We start from the raw sequence: 17856 nt of genomic DNA on the forward strand, positions 1-17856 counted from the left end.
GTATGACCACCATTTCCGAAATTAAATCCGCTATCGCGAGCCTCTCTCGCGAGGAAGCGGAAGAGGTGAAGGAATGGTTGGAGCAGCGGTTGGAAGATCAGCAGGAAATGAGGCTCGACTTTGTGGCTTCCATCGAACGAGGCAAGAACGACATCACCGCCGGAAAAGTTCGTGCTGTATGGGAGAGACGACGGGCATGAGAGGGACGGAAGAATAGGCCTTCCCATCCTTCCTATTTTTCCTATTCCTCCCATTCGACGGTTCTAGACCGACGCAACAGGGCCCAGGCGGCCGCTAAATTTTCCCTCAACTTTGTCTTGCAAAGTAATACTTTGCAAGACAAAGTCACTCGCATGCCCACTGCCGCTGAAGCCGAGGAACACCTGCGCGTCATTCGTTCGCTCATGGAAAAGGCAACGATTTATCGGGCGGTGTCTGCGCCCACGGCGCTCGCGGGCGGCATCGCTGCGGTGATCGTGGCTTCGCCGCCAGTGCAGCGGCTTTTCGATCAGTGGTTCCCGGTGAACTCGTTTCATTTTCGCTGGCTGATCGCGCTGGCTGTCACGATGGTCATCAATGGATTGCTGATCTACCGGGAGGCGCGCCGACGCGGCGATCCGCTGGTGTCGCCCGGCATGCGGGCCCGCTTTTCAGGCGTTGCTCCCACCCATGCTCAGCGGCGGCGTATTTTTTTGTTTGTTTGGTCCGAAGCTCGTCTCGGCCTTGCTCGCGATCTTTTATGGACTCGCTCTGCTGGCCACGGCCCATTTCGCGCCGCGGTCGATGATGTGGCTTGGCTGGAGCTTTCTGGTTGCCGGGTTGGGCATCTTTACGCTGGGCGCCCTCGACGACTTCGGCCCCAAACTGAACCCGGATGTGATCATGGTCGCGACCTTTGGCGGCTTTCACTTCATCTACGCTGCCTCCACCTGGCCGCGCCGGGTGCCCGCTGCGGCCATCGGCGCTACGCCGCGACCCGATGTTTGATTTCGATAAACTCGACAAGATCATCCATGAGAAAGGCCGGCTCGGAATTATGACGCTGCTAGCGACGAGACCGAGCTGGTCCTTCCAGGATCTGAAAGCCGAGCTGGAACTCAGCGACGGCAATCTCATCACGCACCTGCGCACCTTGCACGAGCACGGCTATGTGGCCGTGACCAAGGAAGTGCGCGACCGCCCGCAGACCAGTTACTCGCTCACCGATAAGGGGCGCCAATCGTTTCAAGACTACCTGACGATCCTCGAGCAAATCGTCAAAGCCGGCCGGCGGTAAAAAATTTTGCCCTTAAACTTTGTCGCACAAAGTAAGTCGAAAACACCTACTGAAAAATCGATCATGAAAATCCAACTTGCAGAACATTACGGCCTTTGCTTTGGCGTGCGCGATGCCATTGCCCAAGCGGAAGAACTGGCCACCCGCGGTCCGCTGACCATCCTCGGCGAGCTTGTTCACAACCCCGTCGTGCGGGAGCGCCTGGCGCGGCACGGTGTCCGCGAAGGCGCGTTGGACGATCGGGATTCCGCACAGTCGACGCAGGTGATGATCACCGCCCACGGCGCTTCGGACAAAGCGCGCGGCGAATGGCGCAACGCGGGCTTTGGCGTGGCCGATGGGACGTGCCCGCTGGTGCTGCAGGCGCATGAGAAATTGCGCGCACTGGTGGAGCAGGGATTCGTGCCGGTGGTGATCGGCAAGCGCGGACATGTGGAGGTGAATGGACTCACGGGTGATTTCCCCGACGCCTGCATCATCGAATCCGCGGAAGATCTCGCGAATCTGCCAACCGCCGCGCGTCTCGGCGTGATTTCCCAGACGACGCAGCCGTCGGAAAAGGTCCTCGCGCTGGTCGATGCTATCCGCATCGCGCGGCCGGCCAGCGAGGTGCGTTTCTGCGACACCGTCTGTCAGCCGACAAAAAACCGGCAGAGCGCGCTGCGCAAACTCATCGAGGAATGCGACACGCTGGTCGTGGTCGGCGGACGCAACAGCAACAACACGCTGCAGCTCGTCGCTGCCGCTACCGTGGCGGGCCGTGCCGTGCACCACGTCGAGCGCGCCGAGGAACTGCGCCCGGATTGGTTCCGCGCGGCGCGCGTCGTCGGCATCACCGCCGGCACCAGCACGCTCAAGGAGACCGTCGCCACTGTTCGGATCCGGCTCGAAGCCATCGCTACCGAACTTTCCCTCGCCGCTCACTGACCCACATGAACTCATCTGCCGTCCCACCCGCAATTCCGATTGCCTCCGCTGCCGTCCCCGCCCAATTCACCGGGCGCCTTTGGCCCGCCCTCACCATTGGTCCGATCCTCGTCTGGCTGGCCGATTTTCTTTTCTGGCGCCAGACACCGGGATTCACCTTGGGCCTCTATTTCTGCACCGTGGCCCTGGTCGTGTTCGCGCTGCATGCTCGGCCGGGGCAGCGCTGGCGCGCGGGTATCGCCTGCGGCCTCATGGGCGGCGCGGCCATGGCGACCGCCTTCGAAACTTCGTTCACCAACACGCTCGTGTTGATCGGCCTGCTCGCGGTGGTCGTGGGCGAGAGCTGCTATCGCGAAATCGCCGGCACGGCTTGGGCGCGTTGGTCGGAAGCGCTGCTCTCGTGGGTTTGCGCGCCGGGGCGTTGGCCCTGGTTTTTCGGCCGGCTGGGCTCGAATGCGCTGGTCAGCGTAGGGATGAGCAAAGCCAGCGGCGACGTGATCGCCCGGGCCTTGCAAGCGATCGCGCCCGCCGCCTGCCTGGGGTTGGTCTTCCTCATCGTCTTCCAGCTTGGCAACGCCGTCTTCAAGGAGCTTTGCAATCGCGTCTACACCGGCGTGATCGATTGGCTGCAGAATTTCGATCTCTCCTTCGATCATCTCCTTTTCTGGTTTGCCCTGAGCACGTTGATGCTGGCGTTCCTGCAGCCGCGCAAAGGCACAGAGAAGCCGCGCATCTGGACGCGGCAATGGTCCCGCGTCGGGCGTTCGGACCGCACCGTCGCGATCTGGCAGAGCCGCTCGATCCTCTTCGTCATCAACGCGCTCTTCTTCGCGGTCAATACCATCGACGTCTCGTACCTGTGGTGGCACGCGGAGTTGCCCAAAGGCGTGACCCACAGCGAATTCCTCCACAGCGGCGTGGCCAGTCTCACCTTCGCCGCGCTGCTTTCCGCGGTAGTGCTGGCGACGTTGTTCCAGCAATCCACCGAGATCACTCGGGCCCGCGGCATCAAGGCGCTCGCGCTGTTTTGGATCGTCCAGAATCTCGTGCTCATTGCCGGGGTCTTTCTGCGGCTGAAACTTTACGTCGAGGCCTACGAGCTCTCGACGGCTCGCGTGTATGTCGGGTGCTTCCTGCTGCTCGTGACCGCTGGCTTCGTCCTGCTCGCGCTGCATGTCGTGCGCGAAGGCAGTCTGAATCGTCTCATCTGGCACAATGCGCTCGCCGTCTTCGTCCTCTTTTACATCCTGCAATTTCCGGACGTGGGCGGCTTGGTGGCGCAATTCAATGTGGACCAGTGGCGCAAGGACCGCTCGCGCACGCTCGATTTTGAGTATCTCGAAAACCTCGGGCCGAGTGGCTGGCCGGCGCTGTGCTCCGTTGCCACGACGGAGGATCGCAGGCGAGGGGACGTGATCGCAGTCCGCCAAATCGTCCTGAAGATCGCCCGGGCCGAACACGAACGCCTGGCGCATGCCGACTGGCGCTCCTTCGAGATCCGCCGGCGCGCCGCCTCTCAGGCGGTGACGAAGGCTGCGGATCAAATTGCCGCACCGCTTTGACAAGCAACCGGAAACCATCGCCAAACCATGAACTACCAACACTGGATCCAACACTTTCACGCCAACCGCCTCGATCGTCCGGAACCCGATTGGGAGGCGCCGTTCACCATGCCCGAGGAAAAACGACGACTGCTGGCGCTTTCGCTCGCGGAGTATCAACTCGGCGACGGCGGAGGAGAGTGTTGCCTCGTCGCCGTGGATGCCGAGAGCTATCGCGGCTCGACGGAGGACGCTCGCCAGGTCGTCGACCTGTGGTTTGCCGAAGAGCACGAGCACTCGCGGCTCCTAGGGCGGGCGGTCGAGCGCGTGGGCGGAACGTTCGTCACCACGACCTTCGGTTTTGAGCTGTTTTATGCGATCCGCCGGCGGCTCGGCGTGCAGTTTGAGATGCTCGTGCTGCTCGTCGTCGAGATCGCAAGCACGGGATACTATCGTGTGATTCGACGGCACGTGGGAGATCAGCCGCTTGCCGATATGTGCAAGCTCATCCTGCGGGATGAAGCTCGGCATATCGACTTTCACCGGGATCGCCTGGCGTTTCGTTATCCGCGTGGTGTGGGGTGGGTTTGGAAGTGGCAGATGCACCTGCTGGCCGAGGCGTGTGGCTGGTTTCTCTGGCACGGACACGGCCGCGCGCTGGGGGCCTTGGGCGGAACGCGCCCGGAACTCTTCGGGCATATCCGCAGTGGCGTGGTCAACTTTCTCGCCGAACTGGAGCAATGCCGGGCGAAGGCGGGACGACCGGCGCGTGAGCCTCACGCCAAACAATGGCTTCAAGCGACCTCCTGATCGGCCCCTTCACTCGATTCGCGACAACCACTTTTCGAAATCTCATCTCCATGAATTCCACCACCTGGCTGCATTACTATCAACAAAACCGACTCAATCGCCCGGAACCGCAATGGGATCTCCCGTTGAATGAACACCCGGCCATTGTCGCGGAACTGGCACGCTCACTTTCCCACTTTCAGCTCGGCGAAAGCGGGGAGGGGACCCATCTCCTGCGCGAGGCGCGGCGGACTCACGCCGACGATCCGGCTTATCAGGAAGCGCTGGTCCTGTTCATCGCGGAAGAACAGGAACACGCGCGTCTTTTGCAAAAGCTGGTCGAGCGTTACCGCGGACGCTTGGTGAGCCGGCATTGGACGCACACGCTCTTTCGCCTTTTCCGCCGGGCCTTGGGCATGGGCTTCGAGCTTCAGGTGCTGGTCATCGCCGAACTCATCGGCACGGCGTATTACCGGTTGCTGGAAAATCGCTCGAACGACCCGGTGCTCCGGGAGGTGTGTGAGTTGGTCCTACGGGATGAAGCGAAGCACATCGCGTTTCACGCCGAGCGGTTTGGCGCGTCGCAGACGACGTGGCTGCCCGTTGAAAGGGCACTTTGGCTGGCCCAGTTTCAGGCGCTCTTTCTCGCGGCCTTGCAAGTAGCGTGGACGGATCACCACCGGACCTTGCGCACCCTCCGGATCGGCCGCGGCGAATTCCAACGCGAGGCGCGACACGAGTGTGTGCAATTCCTCGCCAGCTTCGCCGGGGTAATAACCTCGCGCGGATCCGTTCCTTCGCCGGTGGCTTGAGACCTTTAAATCACGGAACCTTCGCGCCCTTGCTCCAGTTCAGGGCGTCGAGTTCGGGTTCGGGTTTGGTTTCGTCCGGCCAGGTGAAATGGCAGGACTCACAATAGTATTCCCGCGCGATCACGCCGGTCGCAGCCAGAGCTGCCGGCAGGGCTCCCATGATGGTGCGGCGGGAGAACTGCGGAAATTCGATTCGGGAAGAGCCACATTCCGGGCAGCGAATGATCTGGCTGAGCGCCGGTTCGGTGCCTTTCCACTCCTCGAGCAGGGTCAGGGCGCGGCTTTCCTCGGCGGAATGCACCCGGACGCGCATGTGGGCCCGGGGATTCAGGTTCCAGAGCTTCCACTTCTGCTCCTGGGATTCGTCGTAGACTTCAGCGGCGAGTCCGGTCTCACGCAGGCGGGTGGCGATTTTGTCGGCGGGGGCGCGTTCATTGAACGTGGCGACGGTAATGAGCTGTTCCATAAGTATTCGGTAGAAATTCGGATGTGCTCGCCCTGATGTCCGTATGAAAAATGGACACCCGTTTGGCCTTTTTCGCAAGTGATTCCCGACCGGCGTCTCTCCCCGGTTTGGAGATTGTAGCGAAAATTGGACAAAAGGGATTCCTCCCTTTGGCCCACTCTGAAGACTGTGTCTCTAAGCTTGCGCGACCAAGTGGGGTTGTGAATGGTGCCAAGTCTTCCCCAGAGCAAGTGTCCCCTATCCCCACTCCATGAATTATTCGTATCGATCCTCCCGTCGTTCCTTCCTCAAAGGACTCACCGCCACCACCGCTGGTGGCATTATCCTCCCGAATATCCTCATCCACGCCGATGACACGCCCGCGAGCCGCAAGCTGGCCGTGGCGGCGATCGGCTGCGGTGGCAAGGGCGCTTCGGACCTGGAGGGATCTTCCAAAGGGAACGAAGTGGTGGCGCTGTGCGACGTCGACGAGAACAATCTCAAGAAAGCCGCGGCGAAATACCCGAACGCCAAGCTCTTCCGCGACTTCCGCAAGATGTTCGACGAGGTGAAAGAGATCGAAGCCGTCACCGTGTCGATTCCCGACCACGCCCACTATCCGGCGGCCATGCACGCCATCGGCCTCGGCAAGCACGTCTGCGTCCAGAAGCCGCTCGTGAACACCCTCTGGGAAGCCCGCGAATTGCACAAGGCGGCCAAGAAAAAGGGCGTCATCACCCAGATGGGCAACCAAGGCCATACCTACGACGACAACCGCGTGGTCAAGGAATGGATCGCCGCCGGGGTCATCGGCAAGGTCAAGGAAGTCCACGTGTGGACGAACCGCCCGATCTGGCCGCAGGGCAAAGCCGTTTCCTTCCAGCCCGGCGAAGTGCCGGCCACGCTCGATTGGGAACAGTGGCTCGCCGCGACGCCCGATCATCCGTATTCCCCGGGCATTCATCCCTTCAAGTGGCGCGGCTTCCTCGAGTGGGGCGCCGGCGCCTTTGGCGACATGGGCTGCCACCTCATCGATGCCGCCTCGTGGGCGCTCGATCTCGGCGTGCCGCGTTACGCCACGGCGACGCAGGTCGATGACCTCACCGATATCGCCTGGCCGACGGGCTCGATCGTGAAGATGGAATTCCCGAATGTGAAGGGCCACGGCGACGTGACGCTGACCTGGTACGAAGGCAAGAAGCCCGATGGCACCCCGTATGTGCCGGAATTCCCGTCGCAGATCGACCTCGCCGAGGCCTTTGCCGACAAGGATCCGAAGAAGAATGGCAAGACCTCGCCCGGCGGCTGGTTCATCGTTGGCAGCGAAGGCATCATCTTCAACAAGAACGACCAGGCCAAGGATCCGCAGATCTGGCCGAAGTCCCGCCGCGAAGCCATCATGGCCAGCCCGGTGCCGAAGACCCTCGAGCGCAGCCCGAAGGCCGGCAACCCGCAGGAAGAATGGACGTTGGCGATCAAGAACGGGAAGCCGTTCCCGTTCATGTCGCAGTTCGACTATTCCGTGCCGCTCACCGAGCTCACGCTCGTCGGCGGGCTTTCCATGCATTTCGCCGGCAAGCGGATCGAGTGGGACCAGAAGAAGCTCGAAGTGGTCGGCATGCCCGAGGCGCAGAAGTTCATCAAGCGCGCTGCTTATCGCAAGGGCTGGGAGTACTCCGCCGACAAGATCTAGGGGAAAGGGGCTTTCCGCCCCTGCCTCGTATCCTCTCTCCTATTCTTTCCCATTCCTCCTATACGAGGAATGGGAAAGATGAGAGTAGTGAGGCCGATTCAAGTCCACGACCATGTCCAGAGCCTCCAACGTTCTCGGCCAGCCGCTGCAGCCCTGCAGCTTCGATCCGCTTACCGGTTTTTATCGCGATGGCTGCTGCCATACGGGGCCCGGTGATCATGGATTGCACACCGTGTGCACGGTCATGAATGAGGAGTTCCTCGAGTTCTCCCAGGCTGCCGGGAACGATCTCTCCACGCCGGTGCCGGAGTATGGTTTCCCCGGCTTGAAGCCCGGCGATCGCTGGTGCCTGTGCGTGACGCGTTGGTCGGAAGCCTTCGAGGCTGGCTGCGCTCCGCAAGTCGTGTTGGCCTCCACGCACATTTCCGCGCTGGAGTTTGTGTCGCTGGAGGATCTGCAGCGCTACGCGGTGGATTCGGCGGTGTAGGGCGCTTTTGGGGAAGAATTTTCGAATCAGAGTTGGAGGGCACCGCTCTGTCGGTGCCTTGTCCCGGAGGGACAAAGGACATTAGCCGGGGGTAAAGCGAGCTTGCGAGCGACACCCCCGGATATAGTCCCTAACACGGATGCGCCCCGGAGGTGGCGCCGGAGTTCTACGTCAGCGGGAGGTCCACCGCCCCTCCGGGGCGAGCCCGTGAGGGGATGGAGATCCGGTGGCTACGCTCGTTCGCCAAAGGCTCACGGGCTTGCACACCGGCTAAAATCCGTTGTCCCTTCGGGACAAGGCACCGACGGAGCGGTGCCCTCCAGGGTCTTATCTGTTTTCCGAGGCTTTCTCGTGCGATGCCCCTACTGGCAAGCCTCGCACGTCCCACCGTTGCGCATGGCTTCGATGGAACACGACTGCTTTTCCTCGGCGCTGTATTCGCGCTTCGGTTCGGGAGCAGTGGTGGCGCGGCGGTCCCGGTTCGAGCTGTCGATGGCGCTCTTGTTCAGCGTGCGGAGATAATACGTCGTCTTGAGACCGCGCTCCCATGCTTCGCGATACATGAAACTCGCGGTGCGGGCGTCGCTCTCGGCCAGCCAGAGGTTCGTGCTCTGCGCCTGGTCGATCCACTTCTGCCGGGCGGCGGCGCATTGCAGAATCCAGGTCGGCGCGATTTCGAAGGCCGTCTTGTAGAGCCGCTTGAGCTCGGCGGGCACGCGATCGATCTGCTGCACACTGCCGTCGAAGTACTTCAGGTCGGCGAGCATCTCTTCATCCCACAGCCCACGATTCTGCAGCTCGCGCAGCAGGTGATCGTTGGTGCGGATGAACTCGCCGCTCATGTTCGACTTCGTGTGGATGTGCTTGTAGGTCGGCTCGATGCACGGCGTGCACCGAGGATATTCGAAATCGTGGCCGTGGGCGCGATGGCCAGGCAGTTCGAATTGCGCATGCCCTGCTGGGCGATCTTTTGGCGCAGCGCGGTCCAATCGAGTCGGGAAGTGCGATCGACCATGAGCGGCACGCCACGCTGCTGCTCCAGGTGCGCCAGCGTATCGAGCGGCATGAGCCCGCGATCCCACTTCGAGCCCGCGTAGGTCTGGTAACGGCCCCGTTCCGCCGCGAGATCGCTGCTCGCTTCGTAAGCGTAATAAGCGATGGCCTCGAGCGCTTCGTCGTTGAAGGCCACGGCCTCCGGCGTGTCGAAGGCAATGCCCTTGTCATAGAGCGCATCCTGCAGGCCCATGAGCCCGAGCCCCACCGGACGATGCCGCAGGTTGGCATTCGCCGCTGCATCGACCGGGTAGAAATTGATGTCGATGACGTTATCGAGCATGCGCATGAGCACCGTAATGGTGGCGCGCAGGCGATCGTGATCGAGCGCCCCGTCCTCGCGCAGATGCGCGGCGAGATTGATCGAAGCGAGGTTGCACACCGCCACTTCGTCGCTGCTCGTGTTGAGGGTGATCTCGGTGCAGAGATTCGAGTTATGAATCACCCCGGTGTGATCCTGCGGGCTGCGCAGATTGCACGGGTCCTTGAAGGTCATCCACGGATGCCCCGTTTCGAAGAGCATCTCCAGCATGCGCTTCCAGAGGGCAAGCACGCGCACCTTGCGCGACCACAGCTTGCCCTCGGCAGCGAGCGCCTCGTACTGCAGGTAGCGCTCCTCGAAGGCGCGCCCGCTCAGCTCCGGCAGATCGGGCGTTTCACTCGTGCGGAAGAGCGACCACGTGGCCTCCTTGGTCAGCGTGCCGTCGGAGATCGCCTTGAGGCGCTTCATGAACAGATCGGGAATCCAGTGCGCCGTGTTCATGTTGTGCGTGCGGCGGCGGTCGTCGCCGGTTTCCTTGCGCAGGTCGAGGAAGTCCTCGATATCCGCGTGCCAGAGTTCCAGGTAGCTGCAGAGCGCTCCGGGACGCTTGCCGCCCTGGTTCACCGCGATGGCGATGTCGTTGCTGACCTTGAGGAAGGGGATCACGCCCGAGCTCTCGCCGTTCGTGCCGTGAATGTGCGCACCCGCTCCGCGGATCGCCGTCCACGAGCAACCAAGCCCGCCCGCCCATTTCGAGAGATGCGAGAAGCGGCGCCAGGTCTCGGTGATCTCCTCGATGGAGTCGCCGCAGTAGAGCAGGTAGCAGCTCGAGAGCTGCGGGTGCATCGTGCCGGCATTGAAGAGCGTGGGCGTGGACGAGCACGCCCGGCGCGATTTGTAGATGCCGTAGAATTGCCCGGCGCGTTCTTCGCGTTCCGGCTCCTGCACGGAAAGGCCCATGGCCACGCGCATCCAGAAAACCTGCGGCGCTTCCATGCGCTGCTTGCGGCCAGTCACGGAATCGTGGGTGTGGATGAGGTAGCGATCGTACAGCGTCTGGATGCCGAGGAAGTCGAACTGCAGATCGGCAAAGGGATCGAGCGCCGTGGCCAGTTTCTTGAGATCGAATTCCGCGAGGCGTGGCTCGAGGCGGCCCAGGGCGATGCCGCGCGGGATGTATTCGAGGAAGGCCTTGCGATGCGCTTCCTTCAAGGCTTGCGGGCCATCGGCCACTTTCCACGGCAACGTCTCTTCGTAGATGTAGCTGAGCAAAATGCGCGCGGCGAAAAAGCGGGCGTCGGCGTCGACATCGAGCAGCGACTTCGCATTGAGCACGATGGTATCGCGGCGTTCCACCGGGGTGAGGCTGATCGACGTGCTGCGTAGCAGGCGCGCCAGCAGGTCGTCGTCGTTGAGCGTCACCTTCAGGCCGATCTTGGCGAAGGAAATGCGCGCACGGATGTCGCCGAGTTGCTCGCGCGTGGCGAGTTCGAGCTGCTGGCCATCGTCCTCGATGACCGGGCCGATGCCGTGCTCGCGTTCCGCGGCGCGGCGCGCGCGATACTTGCCGTAGACCAGAGCCACCTTCGCGTGGCCGAGATCGATGAGCGTCTCCTCGACCATATCCTGCAGTTGCTCGATATGGACAAAGCTCGGACGTTCACGGCGCAGGCGATATTCGATCTCTGCCTGCACCTGCACGCCGATCTGGTCATCCTGTCCTTCGACAAAGCAGGCCGCGGAGACCGCCTTGGCGATTTTGTGTCCGAGCCACGGCACCACGCGCGGTTTGCCCGAGGTGTCGCCGGGTAAATCACGACGGATCACTTGCGGGAACTCCGGGGTGCTGACCGCGGGCAAATCGTTGCGCAGGACGAAAGGAGCGTTGCTGGTGTTCATGGCGTGGGTTTCTAGCTGGGCGATGACGAAGAAGTTCCCGCAGGTGGCCTGCCTGAGTCCAAAAGGACGAGGCTGGCCGCGCACGGGAGGGGATTATACGTTAGGGGGGAGCTGGGGTGGCAATGCGGTTTGCGGACGAAATTTGCATATGGAACGCCCAAAGAGCGTTCCACGGCGCGCGCCCTCAACAGGGCGCTCGGGACTCAGGAAACCCGCGGTCGCGAAGCGTAAACTGGTGGATGGCTGAAGCGCGGCTCGCCCGTCCTCCGACCACCGCGAGTCCCTTCCGCCGCCTTGGCTATCCCCGCCAATTGAAGCTGTGCGCACGGCGGTCATTTACATCCTCGGAACGGTGATCCCGCGTTGCGATTGATACTTGCCGCTGCGTTCCCGGTAGCTCGTTTCGCACGGCTCGGCGGCCGCGAGGAAGACGACTTGCGCGAGGCCTTCGCCGGCGTATATGCGGGCGGGCAGGGGAGTGGTGTTCGAAATCTCCAGCGTCACGTGACCTTCCCATTCGGGCTCGAAGGGGGTGACGTTCACGATGATGCCGCAGCGGGCGTAGGTGCTCTTGCCCACGCAGAGGGTGAGCACGTCGCGCGGGATGCGGAAATATTCCACGCTGCGCGCCAGGGCGAAGGAATTCGGCGGCACCAGGCAGGACTCGCCCTGGATGTCGACGAACGAGCGAGCGTCGAAGGCCTTCGGGTCGACGACGGCGTTGTAGACGTTGGTGAAGACCTTGAACTCATCAGCCACGCGCAGGTCATAGCCGTAGCTCGAGAGGCCGTAGCTGATGATCGGGGCTCCGTTGTCTTTCTTCCGCACGAGTGATTCCTCGAAGGGTTCGATCATCCCGTGCTCTTTCGCCATGCGGCGAATCCAGTGGTCGGCGTGCACGCTCATTTCAGCTCAGGGCAAGGAAAGCCATGGATGACGCATTTGCCCCGCGGTGGCGCGGGTGATTGAGACGGAAGATGATACGCATGAGTGATGGGATTTTTCCCCGGAGGGAATTGGAAATGGACAAAAAAGCCCCCGGCACAGCCTCACACAGGATGAGGAAAACCGAGGGCGGCAGGGCGCATGAATCGCAGAGCGATGGAGTGCGTCTTGAAGCGATCAGGATCTCATCCGGTCGTTTGGCGCGACCGTTGGTTTCGGCCCGTGATGAGCGGGCGGGATGAGGGTGAAAAAGCAGGTCTTCTGGCTTCGAGGTTGTCCTACTCGCCCCGCCTTTCCGCGTCTCTACGCAGTGGCTCTACATGGGGCTTTCGTCGCTCGTTACAGCGGCGCTAACCGTTCGGGATTTACACCCGATTCCCTATTCTCCCGAGGCCGTGACCGCGGGCACTTTTTCACTAAGCTACCACTATATGTTGTGGTGGTATTTCAAAGAACTACCCCATATTGGGTCTGAAGACGGACTCAGGTCAAGAGTTTTTCCGGCTAATTTTCCCTCAGGAAAGCGGTTCGATTCCTTTTAGCGTGGAAAAGCTGACCGCGCGCATGATGCGCAGGAATTCCTCCATGTAAGCCATTCTCGAGGCGGCTTGGGTAGTGGCCGCGTAGAGCCGGCTCTGCAGCCCGCTTTTCCCCACTGGTTTCCACACCACATAGTGGCGATCGAGATAAGGCTGCACGGCCCATCCCGGCAGCGCCGCGATGCCGCGTCCACTGGCGACCAATTGAAGAATGGCCACGGTCATTTGCGTCGTGCGCCGGACCGGATTCACTTTGGCCGGGAGCAAGACCTCACGCACCAGGTCGAGCCGGTCATCGGGAATCGGATAAGTGACGAGCGTTTCGGACTTGAAATCGCGAGCCGTGAGATAGGGTTTGCGCGTCAGGGGATGATGACGGGAGAGCAGCCCGAGCACTTCGTAGGCAAAGAGCGGATGAAAGACGACATTGGGCCGCTTGAGGGCGTGGGAAACGATGACCAGATCCGCGCGGTTTTCGCCGAGCAGTCCGAGAGGATCCGCATGAAAACCGGAGACCAAATCCAGCTCCACCTGCGGCCAGTGTTCGCGGAAAGCGTCCATGGCCGGCATCAGCCAGTCGAAACACGAGTGGCACTCCACGGCGATGCGCAGCTGCCCGGCCTGGCCTTGGGCGATTCGGGCGAGGTCGCGCTCGCCATCCTGCACGCATCGGGTCACCTGATAGGCGAGCTCGACGAAACGCTCCCCTGCCGCGGTCAAGCGCAAGGGAACGCTCTTTCGTTCGAAGAGTTCGATCTCGTAGTGCTGTTCCACGGCGCGAATCTGATGCGACACCGCCGGCTGGGAGAGATGCACTCGTTTGGCGGCCTTGGAGAGGTTCCCGGTTTCGGCCAGGGCGACGATGGTTTTTAAATGGCGGATCTCGAGCATGGCGCGAAGGGCATTGAATCTAGGAGCACGGAAGAACGCGGCGTTCGTCCTCCGGAGGCGCTTTCGTAGGTGCTCACCGGCGGCTACGCTAATGGCGGAGGCGCTTCGGGCAAGCTTCGTTGTCTGGAGCATCATCATCAACGCCATGAATGATCACTCTCAAAACGTCGCGTTTTGAGAATGAAGCGAATCGCCGGAAACTGGCTGGAATGAACGAAGTCCTCCTCACTCACAACCTCGGTTTCCCCCGCATCGGCGCACAGCGCGAACTCAAGCGCGCCACGGAGGCCTACTGGAAAGGCCAGCTCTCGGAAGAAGAACTCTTCAAGACGGGCGCGGAGTTGCGTCGCGCCCACTGGCTGAGCCAAAAGGCGGCGGGCATCGACCTGATCCCGTCGAACGACTTCAGCTTTTACGATCAGATGCTCGACATGAGCTGCCTGTTGGGCAACGTGCCGTCGCGATTCGGCTGGGAGGGTGGAAACGTCGACTTGGCCTTGCGCTTCCAGATCGCGCGCGGCGTCGCGAGCACCCACGAGGCTGGCTGCGCCTGCGGCCACCAGGCAACGACGGCGAGCGAGATGACCAAGTGGTTCGACACGAACTATCATTACATCGTGCCGGAGTTCCGGCCGGATACGGCTTTCCAACTCAGCTCGACCAAGCCGTTCGATGAGTTTGCGGAAGCGCGCGCGCTCGGCATCACGACGAAGCCTGTACTCGTCGGACCGCTGACCTATCTTTTCCTCGGCAAAGGCCAGGAGGAAGGATTCGATCGGCTGGCTTTGCTGGAGCGCTTGCTGCCCATCTATGGCGAGATTCTGAGGCGATTGCGCGAGCAGGGTGCGGAGTGGATTCAACTGGATGAACCCTTCCTCGCGCTCGATCTCAGTGCCGAATGGCAGGCCGCGTTCCTTCCAGCCTATCGTCAACTGCGCCAGGCGGCGCCCGGCGTGAAGCTGCTCCTCGCCACCTACTTCGGCGAGCTTCGGGAGCACATCGGCCTGGCGGCGGGTCTACCAGTCGACGCGCTGCATATCGATGCGACCCGCGCCGGGCACGAACTCGATCAAGTTGCCGCGCAACTTCCGAGCCCGATGATCCTTTCCGTGGGCGTGGTCGATGGCCGCAACATTTGGAAAAACGACTTCGATCAATCGCAGCGCCTCCTCGACCGGGCGAGGGCCGGGCTGGGAGCTTCGCGCGTGTGGGTCGCGCCTTCTTGTTCCTTGCTGCACAGCCCGGTTTCCTTGCGACGGGAAACGTCGCTGGACCTCGAGTTGAAGAGTTGGCTGTCCTTCGCCGAGGAGAAGCTGGCCGAGGTGGCGACCCTCGCCCGGCTCGGCACCCGTGAGGGCAATCCCATGGCCCTGCACCACAATCAGCTCGCCGTGCAATCGCGTCGGATCAGCCGGCGCATTCATCGCCCGGAAGTGAAAGCCCGCGCCGCGGCCGTGACGGCCGCGGAGAGCCGGCGGCAATCCCCTTTCGCCGAGCGGCAGCCAAAGCAGCACGCGGCCTTGCAGCAGCCGCTCTTCCCAACCACCACGATTGGCTCCTTCCCGCAGACGACGGAGGTGCGCAACGCCCGCGCCCGTTGGAAAAAAGGCGAGCTTTCCGAAGTGGATTACACCGCCTTTCTCCGGCAGAAGACCGTAGAGTGCGTGCGCTTTCAGGAGGCAGCGGGCCTGGACGTGCTGGTGCACGGCGAGTTTGAACGCAACGACATGGTGGAATACTTCGGCGAACAACTGGATGGCTTCGCCTTCACCACCCATGGCTGGGTACAGAGCTACGGTTCGCGTTGTGTGAAGCCGCCGATCATTTTCGGCGACGTCCATCGCGCGCATCCGATGACGGTGGAATGGTCCCGCTTCGCGCAAATGCTGACCGCTCGCCCGATGAAGGGCATGCTCACCGGGCCGATCACCATCCTCCAGTGGAGCTTCGTGCGCGACGACCAGCCGCGTAGCGCCACCGCACGCCAGATCGGCCTTGCCGTGCGTGACGAGGTGCTCGATCTCGAGGCGGCTGGGATTCGGGTGATCCAGATCGACGAGCCGGCCTTGCGCGAGGGGCTGCCGTTGCGACGGGGCGATTGGCGGGAGTACCTCGCCTGGGCCACCGAAGCATTCCGCATTTCCGCGGCCGGCGTCCGCGATGAGACGCAGATCCACACGCACATGTGTTACTGCGAGTTCAATGACATCATCGCATCCATAGCCGCGCTCGATGCGGACGTGATTTCCATCGAGACCTCGCGCTCGAACATGGAATTGCTCGAGGCCTTCACCCACTTCCGTTACCCGAATGAAGTCGGGCCCGGCGTATGGGATATTCATTCCCCGCGCGTGCCCTCCGTGGAAGAAATGACCGCGCTGCTGGAGAAAGCCGCCGCCGTTTTGCCGGTGCGGAATCTGTGGGTAAATCCCGACTGCGGTCTCAAAACCCGCGGCTGGGAGGAAACGAAGGCGGCGTTGAAAAACATGATCGAGGCCGCCCGCCAGCTGCGGACTCGAGCCGGCGCGCCCCAGTCGGCGCCGCGCTGACCACCCAACGCTAATGCACATTCAGGATATCCTCGCGAGGAACAAGACCTCCATCTCGCTCGAATTTTTCCCTCCGCGAACTCCGGAAAGCAGCGAACGCCTTTTCCAAACCATCGCGGAACTCGCGCCATTTGCGCCTTCGTTTGCCAGCGTGACGTATGGTGCCGGCGGCGCCACGCGGGAACTCACGCATGATCTCGTGGTCAGGCTTCGCCGAACGACCGCCCTTGATCCGATTCCGCACCTGACTTGCGTGGGGCATACGGCGGAAGACATTCACGCGGTGCTCGCACGATACGCCGCCGCCGGAGTGAGCAACCTCCTCGCGTTACGCGGTGATTTGCCCCAGGGCTCAGCCGCCAGCGCGAGCTCCTTTGCCCAAGCCGCCGATTTGGTCGGTGCCATTCGGGCATTCAAACATCCGCACGAGACCCGCGGCTTTGGCATCGGGGTCGCCGGTTTTCCGGACGGGCACCCGCTCACCCCGAATCGGCTGAGAGAGATGGATCACCTCAAGGCGAAAGTCGACGCCGGCGCCGACTACATTTGCACCCAACTCTTTTTCGACAATCACAGCTTCCACGACTTCCGCGAGCGTTGCGAACTCGGGGGAATTCGTGCGCCGATTCTCGCCGGCGTCATGCCAGTCACGACCCTCTCCGGCCTGCAGCGCATGGCGGAGCTGGCGGCTGGTGTCCGCATTCCGGCGAAGCTTCTCAAGCGGCTGGCGGCTTCGGGAAACGACCCTCACGCGGTGGCGGAGATCGGCATCCAATACGCCATCGAACAATGCGCGGACTTGCTACGCCATGGCGTTTCGGGAATCCACCTCTACACGCTCAATCAATCGGCGGCTTCCGTCCGCATCCTGCGCAGCCTGGAGCGCCCCTAACCCAAGTTCGACAGTCGTTAGGGATAAAAAGCTTTTTCCGTGAGGGGATGTTGGGTTGGCTTCTGGAGAGGCGGTTGGTTGTCAGGGATTGGATGTTGTAGTGGAGACCGCCGCCTTGCTGGAGCAGAGAGGAAAGGGGCAAGCTGGGGCATGTTTTTGCGGCGCAATCGCAGACAGAAGAACGGTCAACAATACGAGTATTGGACTTTGGTGGAGAGTCACCGCACGGAGCGCGGGCCGCGGCAGCGGGTGGTGGCGACGCTAGGCAAACTGCCCGGACTCGACGAAGAGGAACGGGCCGGCTGGGAGGAGATAGCGCGTTTACTGGATGGGGATGGGGCGCCTGCGGAGCCCACGCCGCCGGGAGATCTTTTTGGATCGCCGGCCGCGCCACCGTCCCTACCGCCGCCGCAGTGGGCGCAGGTGGATCTTTCTCGCGTGCGCGTGGAACGGTTGCGGCAGTTTGGCCAGGTCTATTTAGCCTTGGCGCTTTGGCGGCGCTTGGGATTGCACGATTTTTTCTTCGCGCATCTACGGCGCGGGCGCGAGGAAATCGATTGGGCGACGGTGGCCGCCATTCTTTGTATCGGCCGGTTTTGCGCGCAGGCTTCCGAACTGGCGCTGAGCGAGCGATGGTATGGGCAGACCGCTCTCGACGACCTGCTGGGCGTTGGTGTCGAAGCGGTTTATGACAACCGGCTCTACCGCGGCCTCGATGCGCTTCTACCTTTGCGCCAGGCCCTCTTTGGTCATCTCAAGGAGCGCTACGAAAGCCTCTCTTGGCCAGCGCTTCGAGTTCCTGTTGTATGACATCACCAGCACTTACTTTGAAGGCCAGTGTGCGGGCAACCCTCAA

The 17856-nt window shown here is 62.1% G+C and carries 15 protein-coding genes, 1 pseudogene and 1 riboswitch; of the genes and pseudogenes, 12 read left to right on the forward strand and 4 right to left on the reverse strand.

Annotation, left to right across the window (positions count from 1 at the left end; genetic code table 11):
- The first annotated feature begins 2 nt into the window (after window positions 1-2).
- From CFE428DRAFT_RS09655 to CFE428DRAFT_RS09685, 7 genes are all read left to right on the forward strand, one after another.
- Window positions 3-200 carry a hypothetical protein gene (locus CFE428DRAFT_RS09655; protein ID WP_006979334.1) on the forward strand — a complete coding sequence of 66 codons (198 nt, stop codon included), beginning with the start codon at window positions 3-5 and terminating at the stop codon, window positions 198-200.
- Between the two features lie 469 nt (window positions 201-669).
- Window positions 670-987 carry a hypothetical protein gene (locus CFE428DRAFT_RS09660; RefSeq protein WP_006979335.1) on the forward strand — a complete coding sequence of 106 codons (318 nt, stop codon included), beginning with the start codon at window positions 670-672 and terminating at the stop codon, window positions 985-987.
- Window positions 980-1276, forward strand: coding sequence for a transcriptional regulator (locus tag CFE428DRAFT_RS09665; protein ID WP_006979336.1), 297 nt, complete (start codon window positions 980-982; stop codon window positions 1274-1276). Before CFE428DRAFT_RS09660 ends, CFE428DRAFT_RS09665 begins: the two co-directional genes overlap by 8 nt.
- Before the next feature lie 63 nt (window positions 1277-1339).
- Entirely contained in the window at window positions 1340-2203 is an 864-nt protein-coding gene (gene ispH / locus CFE428DRAFT_RS09670) for a 4-hydroxy-3-methylbut-2-enyl diphosphate reductase (RefSeq protein ID WP_006979337.1), read from the forward strand.
- Window positions 2204-2208: 5 nt separating this feature from the next.
- The gene (locus CFE428DRAFT_RS09675; protein WP_006979338.1) at window positions 2209-3765 is read left to right on the forward strand and encodes a DUF4153 domain-containing protein; all 1557 of its coding nucleotides are present in this window, start codon (window positions 2209-2211) and stop codon (window positions 3763-3765) included.
- A gap of 27 nt (window positions 3766-3792) precedes the next feature.
- On the forward strand, window positions 3793-4554 hold the full coding sequence (locus CFE428DRAFT_RS33345) for a ferritin-like domain-containing protein (protein ID WP_006979339.1): 762 nt from the start codon (window positions 3793-3795) through the stop codon (window positions 4552-4554).
- A 50-nt stretch (window positions 4555-4604) separates the two neighbouring features.
- The gene (locus CFE428DRAFT_RS09685; protein ID WP_006979340.1) at window positions 4605-5345 is read left to right on the forward strand and encodes a ferritin-like domain-containing protein; all 741 of its coding nucleotides are present in this window, start codon (window positions 4605-4607) and stop codon (window positions 5343-5345) included.
- A gap of 10 nt (window positions 5346-5355) precedes the next feature.
- Here the strand turns inward: CFE428DRAFT_RS09685 and CFE428DRAFT_RS09690 are convergent, their stop codons facing one another.
- Complete coding sequence (locus tag CFE428DRAFT_RS09690) at window positions 5356-5811, reverse strand: hypothetical protein (RefSeq protein ID WP_006979341.1); 456 nt, start codon at window positions 5809-5811, stop codon at window positions 5356-5358.
- A gap of 250 nt (window positions 5812-6061) precedes the next feature.
- On the opposite strand from CFE428DRAFT_RS09690, the gene CFE428DRAFT_RS09695 reads away from it, so the two are divergent.
- The gene (locus CFE428DRAFT_RS09695; protein WP_006979342.1) at window positions 6062-7483 is read left to right on the forward strand and encodes a Gfo/Idh/MocA family oxidoreductase; all 1422 of its coding nucleotides are present in this window, start codon (window positions 6062-6064) and stop codon (window positions 7481-7483) included.
- 112 nt (window positions 7484-7595) lie between these two features.
- Entirely contained in the window at window positions 7596-7970 is a 375-nt protein-coding gene (locus tag CFE428DRAFT_RS09700; RefSeq protein WP_006979343.1) for a DUF2237 family protein, read from the forward strand.
- Window positions 7971-8332: 362 nt separating this feature from the next.
- Here the strand turns inward: CFE428DRAFT_RS09700 and CFE428DRAFT_RS09705 are convergent.
- From CFE428DRAFT_RS09705 to CFE428DRAFT_RS09715, 3 genes and pseudogenes are all read right to left on the reverse strand, one after another.
- Window positions 8333-11184 (reverse strand): annotated as a pseudogene (locus CFE428DRAFT_RS09705) (ribonucleoside-diphosphate reductase subunit alpha).
- Window positions 11185-11520: 336 nt separating this feature from the next.
- A complete protein-coding gene (dcd, locus tag CFE428DRAFT_RS09710) occupies window positions 11521-12090 on the reverse strand; it encodes a dCTP deaminase (RefSeq protein ID WP_006979346.1) in 570 nt (189 codons plus the stop codon).
- A gap of 273 nt (window positions 12091-12363) precedes the next feature.
- A riboswitch (cobalamin riboswitch) is annotated at window positions 12364-12557 on the reverse strand.
- 87 nt (window positions 12558-12644) lie between these two features.
- A complete protein-coding gene (locus tag CFE428DRAFT_RS09715; protein ID WP_006979347.1) occupies window positions 12645-13559 on the reverse strand; it encodes a LysR family transcriptional regulator in 915 nt (304 codons plus the stop codon).
- Window positions 13560-13768: 209 nt separating this feature from the next.
- On the opposite strand from CFE428DRAFT_RS09715, the gene metE reads away from it, so the two are divergent.
- From metE to CFE428DRAFT_RS09730, 3 genes are all read left to right on the forward strand, one after another.
- Window positions 13769-16108 carry a 5-methyltetrahydropteroyltriglutamate--homocysteine S-methyltransferase gene (gene metE / locus CFE428DRAFT_RS09720; RefSeq protein ID WP_042724745.1) on the forward strand — a complete coding sequence of 780 codons (2340 nt, stop codon included), beginning with the start codon at window positions 13769-13771 and terminating at the stop codon, window positions 16106-16108.
- Window positions 16109-16121: 13 nt separating this feature from the next.
- Window positions 16122-17000 carry a methylenetetrahydrofolate reductase [NAD(P)H] gene (metF, locus tag CFE428DRAFT_RS09725; protein ID WP_006979349.1) on the forward strand — a complete coding sequence of 293 codons (879 nt, stop codon included), beginning with the start codon at window positions 16122-16124 and terminating at the stop codon, window positions 16998-17000.
- A gap of 150 nt (window positions 17001-17150) precedes the next feature.
- Window positions 17151-17810, forward strand: coding sequence for a hypothetical protein (locus CFE428DRAFT_RS09730; protein ID WP_006979350.1), 660 nt, complete (start codon window positions 17151-17153; stop codon window positions 17808-17810).
- The last annotated feature ends 46 nt before the right edge of the window (window positions 17811-17856 follow it).

The organism is Chthoniobacter flavus Ellin428, from assembly GCF_000173075.1.
GTDB classification, from domain to species: domain Bacteria; phylum Verrucomicrobiota; class Verrucomicrobiia; order Chthoniobacterales; family Chthoniobacteraceae; genus Chthoniobacter; species Chthoniobacter flavus.